The sequence below is a fragment of the uncultured Abyssibacter sp. genome (assembly GCF_964000955.1).
Taxonomy (GTDB): Bacteria; Pseudomonadota; Gammaproteobacteria; order Nevskiales; family OUC007; genus Abyssibacter.
Genome location: NZ_CAXFCL010000319.1, coordinates 22,351 through 31,458, shown reverse-complemented (window position 1 = coordinate 31,458; position 9,108 = coordinate 22,351). Strand labels below are relative to the sequence as shown.

7 protein-coding genes are annotated in these 9,108 nt (G+C 66.1%); 4 read left to right on the top strand and 3 right to left on the bottom strand.

Annotated features, from left to right (window positions below; translation table 11 throughout):
• Positions 1-556 (top strand): kinase/pyrophosphorylase (locus ABNS06_RS15410; protein WP_348675484.1); only part of this gene is annotated, 556 nt, incomplete at its 5' end.
• Positions 557-663: 107 nt separating this feature from the next.
• A complete protein-coding gene (locus ABNS06_RS15405; RefSeq protein ID WP_348675483.1) occupies positions 664-2,313 on the top strand; it encodes a long-chain-fatty-acid--CoA ligase in 1,650 nt (549 codons plus the stop codon).
• A gap of 14 nt (positions 2,314-2,327) precedes the next feature.
• Here the strand turns inward: ABNS06_RS15405 and ABNS06_RS15400 are convergent, their stop codons facing one another.
• Positions 2,328-3,197, bottom strand: coding sequence for a hypothetical protein (locus ABNS06_RS15400; RefSeq protein WP_348675482.1), 870 nt, complete (start codon positions 3,195-3,197; stop codon positions 2,328-2,330).
• Between the two features lie 119 nt (positions 3,198-3,316).
• On the opposite strand from ABNS06_RS15400, the gene ABNS06_RS15395 reads away from it, so the two are divergent.
• Positions 3,317-5,362, top strand: a complete 2,046-nt coding sequence (locus tag ABNS06_RS15395; RefSeq protein ID WP_348675481.1) for an ATP-binding protein — start codon at positions 3,317-3,319, stop codon at positions 5,360-5,362.
• Positions 5,363-5,383: 21 nt separating this feature from the next.
• Here the strand turns inward: ABNS06_RS15395 and ABNS06_RS15390 are convergent, their stop codons facing one another.
• Positions 5,384-7,024, bottom strand: coding sequence for an alpha-D-glucose phosphate-specific phosphoglucomutase (locus ABNS06_RS15390; protein WP_348675480.1), 1,641 nt, complete (start codon positions 7,022-7,024; stop codon positions 5,384-5,386).
• A gap of 98 nt (positions 7,025-7,122) precedes the next feature.
• Between ABNS06_RS15390 and ABNS06_RS15385 the strand changes: the two genes are divergently transcribed.
• Positions 7,123-7,611, top strand: coding sequence for a DUF1249 domain-containing protein (locus ABNS06_RS15385; RefSeq protein ID WP_348675479.1), 489 nt, complete (start codon positions 7,123-7,125; stop codon positions 7,609-7,611).
• A gap of 35 nt (positions 7,612-7,646) precedes the next feature.
• Here ABNS06_RS15385 and ABNS06_RS15380 read toward each other — a convergent pair whose 3' ends face one another.
• Positions 7,647-8,996, bottom strand: coding sequence for a phosphomannomutase (locus ABNS06_RS15380; protein WP_348675478.1), 1,350 nt, complete (start codon positions 8,994-8,996; stop codon positions 7,647-7,649).
• Positions 8,997-9,108: the final 112 nt, after the last annotated feature.

Genomic DNA, 9,108 nt, shown 5'->3' with positions numbered 1-9,108 from the left:
CGACCTCTTCGATACCTTCATCCCGACCGTGGAGGATGAGCTGCAAGTGCGTTGGGCGCATGCCTCGGGGCGCGCGCATGGCCGTGAGACCAAGCGCTACGAGTCGCGCATCGACGCGATGAACTTCGCGCTGGAGCACGATGATGGTCAGTCCCTGCGCAAGCTGGAACGCGCCGATGTCGTGCTGATTGCGCCGTCGCGTTGCGGGAAGACGCCGACATCCCTCTACCTGGCGCTGCAGCACGGCGTGTTCGCGGCGAACTATCCGCTGACCGAGGAAGACCTGGAGAAGGGGCAGCTGCCAGAACCGCTGAAGGATCAGAAGCACAAGCTCTACGGGCTGATCATCGATGCGACGCGACTCGCGCAAATCCGCGAGGAACGTCGCCCCGGCAGCAAATATGCGTCGATTCAGCAGGCCAGTTACGAGCTTCGGCAGGCGACCAAGCTCTACAAGAAGTTCGGTATCCCGTTCTCCGATTCGACGAACATGTCGGTGGAGGAGATCGCGACCATGGTGATGCAGGAAAAGAATCTGCGCCGGCAGCGGTTCTGAGCCGCGGGTTCGCCAGGCTGGTCGGACTTGCGGCGGCCTCGTCCGGCAGGGATCATCACCCCCAGATCGGTCTCCAAGACCGCGGACAGAATAATCAAGGAGGAGACATGTCCGAGCCATTGTTTGGTCTGATGATGGATTACCCGCTGACGGTCACGCAGATCATGCGTCACGCCGAGCGGGTTTACCCCAACGGCGAGATCGTTTCGGTCACCGCCGACAATCCCAACCATCGCTGCACCTACTCCGAGATGTTCGCGCGGGCCCGCAAGCTGGCGAACGTGCTGGATGCGTTAGGTGTGAAACGGGGTGACCGGGTCGCGACGCTGGCCTGGAACGACTACCGGCACATGGAGCTTTACTACGCCATCCAGTGCAGCGGCTTCGTCTGCCACACGATCAATCCGCGACTGTTCCCGGATCAGGTCGAGTACATCGTCAATCACGCCGAAGACCAGTACATCTTCGTCGACAAGCTGGTGTTTCCGCTGATCGAGAAGCTGGCGCCGGTGTTCGAGACGGTGAAGGGCATCGTCGTGCTGACCGACGAGGCGAACATGCCCGACACGGCTCTGGACAACGTCCACTGCTACGAGACCCTGCTGGCCGATGCCTCCGACGTGTTCGACTGGCCGGAGCTGGACGAGCGGGAAGCCTGCGCGCTCTGCTACACCTCCGGCACCACCGGTCATCCCAAGGGCGTGCTGTACAGCCATCGATCCACGGTAATCCATGCCTTTGGTGCCAACGGTGGCGAGTCCATCGGTTTCCGCAACCACGACTCCGTGTTGCCGGTGGTGCCGATGTTCCACGTCAACGCCTGGGCGGTGCCGTACTGCACGCTGATGGTCGGTTCCAAGCTGGTGTTCCCGGGCCCGAAAATGGGTGACGGCGAAACCCTGGCCAACCTGATCAATGCCGAGAAGGTCACCATCGCGCTGGGCGTGCCCACCGTCTGGCTGGGGCTGCTCAAGCATCTCCAGGATTCGGGCAAGACGGTCGAAACCCTGGAGCGCACCGTGGTCGGCGGCTCGGCCTGCCCGATCGCGATCATGGACGCCTTCCGCGAGCAGTATGGCGTCGAGACCATCCATGCCTGGGGCATGACCGAGATGAGCCCGCTGGGCACGATCAACCTGCCGCCGCGCGGTTTCGAGGAGCTGTCGCCGGAGCAGCAGAGCGCGCTCAGGGCCAAGCAGGGCCGCCCCGCGTTCGGCGTCGAGATGAAGATCGTCGACGACGATGGTAACGAGCTGCCCTGGGACGGCGTGGCCTTTGGCCGGCTGAAGGTTCGCGGACCGTGGATCTGCTCGGCCTACTACAAGCGCAACGACACCGATGCGCATGACGCCGACGGCTGGTTCGACACCGGGGACGTTGCCACCATGGACACCATGGGCGTGATGCAGATCACCGACCGGGCCAAGGACGTCATCAAGTCCGGTGGTGAATGGATCAGTTCCATCGATCTGGAGAATGTGGCGATGTCGCATCCGGACGTGGCGGAAGCCGCGGTGATCGGCGTGCCGCACGAGAAGTGGGCGGAGCGGCCGCTGCTGGTCATCGTGCCCAAGCCGGGCAAGTCGCCGACCGCCGGCGATATCCTCAAGCACTTCGAGGGCAAGATCGCCAACTGGTGGATGCCGGACGATGTGCAGTTCGTTGACGAACTGCCGCACACGGCCACCGGCAAGATCAGCAAGCTGAATCTGCGCAAGCAGTTCGCCGACTACAAGCTGCCGTCCACGGCCGCCTGAGCCCGCGGGTCCGGTCAGGGCAGGGGGATCTCGACCAGAGCGGCCGGCAGACGCTCGCTGGCCACGAAGGCGAGATTCCCCTCGGCTGTCAGGTCGCCTGCCTCGGTCTGCGCGAGCTGGGGCAGGTCGATGATCCGTGGCGCCCGGTTCAGTGCCCGCAGCCAGGGTTCGCCCGGGACCCGGGTGTAGAGATAGGCGTCCTTGTAGGTCACCACCAGCGCCCGGTCCGCGGCGGCTGAGAAGCTCATCGCCGTGGGCTGGCTGCGATAGCGGCCGAATCGAGGGTCCTCGGCCCGATCCGCTGGGGTCGGCGGCGGGATGGAGCTCACCGCGCCGAGAAATTCGGCGGTGACGACCCCGGTGCTTGCGCCCAGGGGTACGCGATAAAGCCGTGGCGGAGCATCCCGCTTGCTCAGCAGGTAGACCGCCCGTTCCGTCTCGTCCACCGCCACAGCCTCGTAGTCGCGGGGGCCGTCCGGGTAGGTCACGTTCAGTGTTCGCGCCGGCGAAACGGGCGCGGTCGTCGTGATCGGTTCGCTGACGACATGCAACTGCACCGTCGGTCGCACGCCCCGGTTATCGCCGACATCGGCGATCAGAAGATAGTGGTTGTCGTCTTCGGAGTATGCCGCCAGGTCTTCCCAGTCGGTGTTGGTGACACCGGTGATATCGACGCTGCCCAGCGATCGGCCGTCGTGATCCGATGCGTAAAGCCTGGCCGCGCCGCTGCTGTCGTTGTGCAGCCAGAGCCTCCCCGGCTCGGCGCGGGAGACGGCGAGGCCGCTGGCTTCATCGATTTCCCGGTCCGTCAGTGTCAGAATTCGACCTGGACCGTCCGGTAGTGAAGCAGGAGTGTTGCCAGTGCAGGCCGAAATTCCGATCAATGCGATGAGGCCTGATGCAAGGTGGGGCAGCGATGTCCTGCTGGCACGGTCTGGGATGCGCATGGGTTCGGGACGGCTGGGCATTCCCCTCATGCTACGGCCCGCAGTGGCATTGGCGCATGGCTGAGCTGTCCGAGACGCTGGTTCAGCCGCGGATGCCGCGGGGCGCCGCCGCCAGCCTGGCGGCGCTGGCCATGTTGCTGGGGCTGGGTGCGATGTTCGCGCCGCAGATTCAGCAGTGGTGGCCCGGCGGGTTGTCGGAGAACATGTCCCTGCGCGCATCGGCGGCGCTGATCCTGTGTTCGACCTCCCTGCTGATGCTGCTCTTCCGGCTGCGTCGCCTGGGTTTGATGGTCGCGATTGTCGGCGTTCTGTTCGCCGCGGCGGAAGTTCTGGATCTCTCCCTGTCGGCCCTGATTCCGCTCGAGTTGCCCGGCGGTCATTCCGAAGGTGGACGGGCGCTGGGACTGACCCTGTTCGCCGCCTGCACCGCGACGCTGCTGATGGCCTGGACCCGATCCGGGGCGAGCCGCTGGGCCGGGGTGGAGCTGACAACGGCGTTTCTCGTCGCGGCGGGCGCCGTGGGCATCCTGTCGGCGGGCGGTGCGGGTGGTTCGGCGCTCGGGATCGGTGCGGCGCTGCCGACACCGGCGGCGCTGGGCGTGATGCTCGTCGGACTGGGATTGCAGGGGCTGATTCTGGACCCCACCGCGAGCCGGCGCCGTCGCCTGCGACCGTTGATGTTCGCGCTGTCCGTCGTCGCCCTCGGCATCTGGCTGGCCGTGGCGCTGGCGCAGGCGAAACCGGATTCCGGTCTGGATGCGGCCGTGCTCGTGCTCGTGCTGGCGACCGGGCCGGTGGGCGCCTGGGTGCTGGCGCGCAACAGCCATGTCGACGAGATGCCAACCACCGAGACGACCTACTCGCCGGTGGTGGAATCGCACGCGCTGGAACAACTGCGCGTGCTGGCGGAGACCAGTGAGCAGGGCATCTGCGTGGTGGACGGCAACGGTCGCCTGACGCTGTTCAACGGCGCTCTGCAGGATCTTTACGGCTTTCGCGACAAGCCGTTTCTCGGCCACGCGTCGGCCAACGTGTTTCGCATCTACGAGGCGGACTCGGGGATGGCGGTGCCGTGGAACAAGACGCCGCTGGCGCGCGCGATGCGCGGGCAGCGCATCGAGGGTTACGAATTCAGCTTTCATCGCCGCGACGGCTCGGTGGCGCTCGCCCGCGCCAGCGCGCATCCGGTTCGCGACCAGCGCGGCATGGGCATCGGCGCGATCATGAGCGTGGAGGACGTGACCGAAGCGCGCCAGCAGGCGGAGCTGCTTCGTCGGCAGGCCGAACTGGTGTCGCGCACCGGTGCCGAGCTGGAGCGCGTGGCGTTCATCGCGGCTCATCATCTGCAGGAGCCGGTGCGCGGCATCAGCAGCTACGCGCAGTTGCTTTCGCGGCGGGTTGCCGACAACCCGGACGTGCAGGACTACGTTCGCTACCTGACGCAGGAAAGCGGCCGCATCAAGTCGTTGACCCGGGACCTGCTCGCCTATCTGGAGACCGCGACTCGGCCACAGATGCGCCAGTCGGTCGATTTGCAGGCCATCGTGCAGGCAGCCCGGGAAACCGTGGCGGCGCGGTATCCCCAGCGTGAACTGATCTGCATCAAGGGCGCTTTGCCGATCGTGACTGCGGATCCCGATCTGCTGACCAAGCTGTTCGAGCAGTTGTTCGACAACGCCGTCAAGTTCAATGGCAGTTCGACGCCGTCGATCACCATCGACTGCACGCCGAGGGCGGACGAGTGGGAGTTCTCGGTCAGTGACAACGGCCCCGGGATACCGCCCGAACACGCCGACAAGGTGTTCGAACTGTTCGCCCAGCTGCATACCATCGGCACCTATCCGGGCAATGGCCTCGGGCTGGCGCTCGCCAAGAAGGTGATGCTGGTGCATGGCGGGAGGATCTGGGTGGACACCCAGGCCGGGTCCGGGCTGACGATCCGCTTCCTGCTGCCATTCCGTCCGCCGTCCGTGGCGCTCGTCGACCCCGCCCAGTTCAGCGGCCCCGCAAGCGCGGCTCCCGCGGAAGCCGCGGCGTCGGTGACGCCGGCGAAGGAAGAATTCACCGCCACCGGGCGCAGGATGATGCCGGGGCTGGATTAGGCCCGGCGGCCGCGGCGAATCTCAGGTGACCAGCGACGGCTTGTCGCGTCCGGTCTGCTCGCGCAACTGGCACAGCGAGTCGGCGACGGCGGACAGCGGCCCCAGAACCTCGTGCGTCGGCAGGCGCAGCTCCCATTCGTCGCTGCGCAGCTCTTCCAGGTAGAGCCGCAGAGTGGCGCCGCTGGTGCCGGTGCCGGACTTGCGCAGCACGATGCGCGCGGCGTCGCCGAAGATCACTCGCAGGCCCTGCCCGTCGGCGCTGCTGCCGTCGATGGGGTCGGTGTAGCCAAATTCATCGGCGGCGGTGATGGTCAGGTCGTTGAGGGTCCGGCCGGGCAGCTCGGCGAGTTGAGCACGCAGGCTTTGCATCACCGCATCCGCCTGCTCAGCGCTCAGGTCCTCGTAGTCATGGCGCTCGTAGTAGTGCCGGCCGTAGGTCTTCCAGTGCGCCAGCAGGATCTCGGCGAGTGATTCGCCGCGCCTTGCCGCGAGCAGGTTGAGCCAGGCCAGCACGGCCCACAGGCCGTCCTTCTCGCGCACGTGATCCGAACCGGTGCCGAAGGATTCCTCGCCACAGATGGCGATTCGTCCGGCATCCAGCAGGTTGCAGAAGAACTTCCAGCCGGTCGGCGTCTCGTAGGCGTCAAAGCCCTGTTGCGCCGCCACCGCGTCCAGCGCGCGGCTGGTCGGCATGGAGCGCGCCGCGCCGGGAATGCCGTCGGCGTAGACCGGTATCGTCGACGCGTTGGCGGCGATCACCGCCAGGCTGTCACCGGGGGAGACGAACACGCCCCGACCGAGAATCATGTTGCGGTCGCCGTCGCCGTCCGAGGCGGCGGCGAAGTCCAGCGCCTGCTGGTTGATGGCTTCGTCGGCCAGGTCAGCCGCGTAGACCAGGTTGGGGTCCGGGTGGCCGCCGCCGAAGTCGGGCAGGGGTTCGGCATTGCGCACCGAATCCGGTGACGCACCAAGGCGTTCGACGAACAGGCGGGTGGCATACGGGCCCGTGACCGCATGCATGGCGTCGAAGGCAAAGCGGAAGTCGGAAGCGAGCAGCGCGCGGATGGCGTCGAAGTCGAACAGCGACTCCATGAGGTCGGCATAGTCCTCGGTGGAATCGATGACGTCCACGGTCATGTCGCCCAGTGTCGCGGCACCCACGTCGTCGAGGGGGACGGGGGCGGCGTCCAGCAGCCGGTAGCGGTCGATTTCTTGGCTGCGGGCGTAGATCGCGTCGGTGAGCGCGGACGAGGCCTGGCCGCCGCCGTGGATGCTGAACTTGATGCCGAAGTCGCCATCCGGGCCGGCCGGATTGTGGCTGGCGGACAGGATGAAGCCGCCGTGTGCGTCGTACTTGCGAATCAGGTGCGAGGCCGCCGGCGTGGACAGAATGCCGCCCTTGCCGACGATGATCTTCGCGACACCGTTGGCGGCCGCCATCGCGAGGATGGTCTGGATCGCGGTGTCGTTGTGGTAGCGACCGTCGCCGCCGACGACCAGGGTCGAACCCTCGAAACCCGGGTGGGTGTCGAACACGGCCTGGACGAAGTTCTCCAGATAGTGCGTTTGCTGGAAGACGCGAACCTTCTTGCGGAGTCCCGCGGTGCCGACGCGCTGGTCGTCGAACGGGGTCGTGGTGATGGTTCGGACGGCGGCGCTCATGCTGTTCTCCCCGGCAAAGTCAGGGCATGGAGCATGCACGCGGCGTGGCCCACGTCAACCGCTTGCACCGGCGGCGGCGCCATGGGCATAGTGACCGCATGGATCTCGCCAACCCCAAAACGCTGCTTCGACTCGGGCGGCCCGAGAGTTTTTCGGGTCTGATGAATCTCGTTGACGAGAACTACCAGCGGTTCCAGCGCCTGGTCCCGGATCATCCGCTGCCGTTCGATCACGCGGTGTCACGCAGCGAGTCGGACTTCGACCTGCACCTGACCGTCCTGGAACGCTGCCGGTACACGACGACCGTGCATCTCACCTACTGGTTCGACGCCGAATCGGGCGAGCGCCGGGCCGATCCCGATGTCACGCTGCGGCTTTATCACGATGCCGGCGTGGCCGAGGTCGTGGACTCCTGTCGGTCCCGCTGCGACTTCCTGCGGGACATCGACCCCGAGGTCGGCGGCTGGCTGCAACGCCAGCACGCCCGCAACCTGATGGTCTACAAGTGGCTGGGTTACCTGCTGCGCCACGGCCACGGGTTCGCGATGGCGGCCCGGCCCCGTGGCGTCGTCGAGCAACGCCGCTGAAGCCAGCCTCCGCTCGCTCGCTGTTCGAGGGTCGGTTAAAGCGCGTCCACGAACTTCAGGATCGCGTCGGTCTTTTCCTGCATCAGCGCCATGTCGCCGCGTGATTCCACGTTGAGGCGGATCACCGGCTCGGTATTGGACTTGCGCAGGTTGAAGCGCCAGGTCGGGAAGTCCACCGACAAACCGTCGGTGCGGTCGATGACGCCATCGGCGGCGAATTCCGTTTCGATGGCGGCGATGGTGGCATCCGCGTCGGCGACCTTGCGGTTGATTTCGCCGCTGGCCGGATAGGCCTCGATCCGCTCGTCGACCAGCTGCGACAGGGATTTGCCCTCGCGGCAGATCAGTTCGGCGACCATCAGCCACGGGATGTTGCCGTTGTCGCAGTAGGCGAAATCGCGGAAGTAGTGATGCGCGCTCATCTCACCGCCGTAGACGGCGTTTTCCTTGCGCATCCGCTCCTTGATGAAGGCGTGGCCGGTCTTGGACATGATCGGCACGCCGCCGGCCTGTCGGACCTCGTCCACTGTGTTCCAGGTCAGGCGCGGGTCATGGATGATCTTGTCGCCGGGCGCCTTCAGCAGCAGCGCCTTGGCCAGCAGGCCGACGATGTAGTAGCCCTCGATGAAGCGGGCGTTTTCGTCGAACAGGAAGCAGCGGTCGAAGTCGCCGTCCCAGGCCACGCCGAAATCGGCACCATGCGCCTTGACCGCCTCCGCGGTGGCGGCCCGGTTCTCCGGCAGCAGCGGGTTGGGGATGCCGTTGGGGAAGGTCGGATCCGGTTCGTGATGCACCTTGATGAATTCGAAGGGCAGGAACGGCGCCAGCGCGTCGATGACGACGCCGGCACCGCCGTTGCCGGCGTTGGTGACGATCTTCAGCGGGCGCAGCGCATCGACATTGAGATAGCCCAGTAGGTGCTGGACGTAGGCGGCGCGGTGTTCCAGCGGGGTCAGCGTCGGCTCGATGGGCGGCAGCGGCGTCGTGTCCTGCGCGGCGCGTTCCTCGATGGCCTTGAGGCCGCTGTCGCCGCTGATCGGCTGGGCGCCGGCCCGCACCAGCTTCATGCCGTTGTAGCCGATGGGGTTGTGGCTGGCGGTGACCATGATTCCGCCGTCCATCTCGAAATGAAAGGTCGCGAAATACACTTCTTCGGTGCCGCAGAGCCCTATGTCATGGACCTCGCAGCCGCCCTGTTGCAGGCCCAGCGCGAGCGCGTTGACCAGCGCCTGACTGGAATCGCGGACGTCGCGACCGACGACGACACGGGTCGGCTTGAGCTCGGCTGCGTAGGCCCGACCGATCCGGAAAGCCAGTTCGGGCGACAAATCGTCCGGTACTTTTCCGCGAATGTCGTAGGCTTTGAAACAACTCAGGCTCGCCATCGGCTCGTGTCCTCGCATGTCGTAAGGGGCGCTAATGATGCACTGCACATCCGTGCCGTGTCTGCCTTGGGAGTGGGAGAGTGCGGCCCGAGTTCCCGATTCACTCGACAGG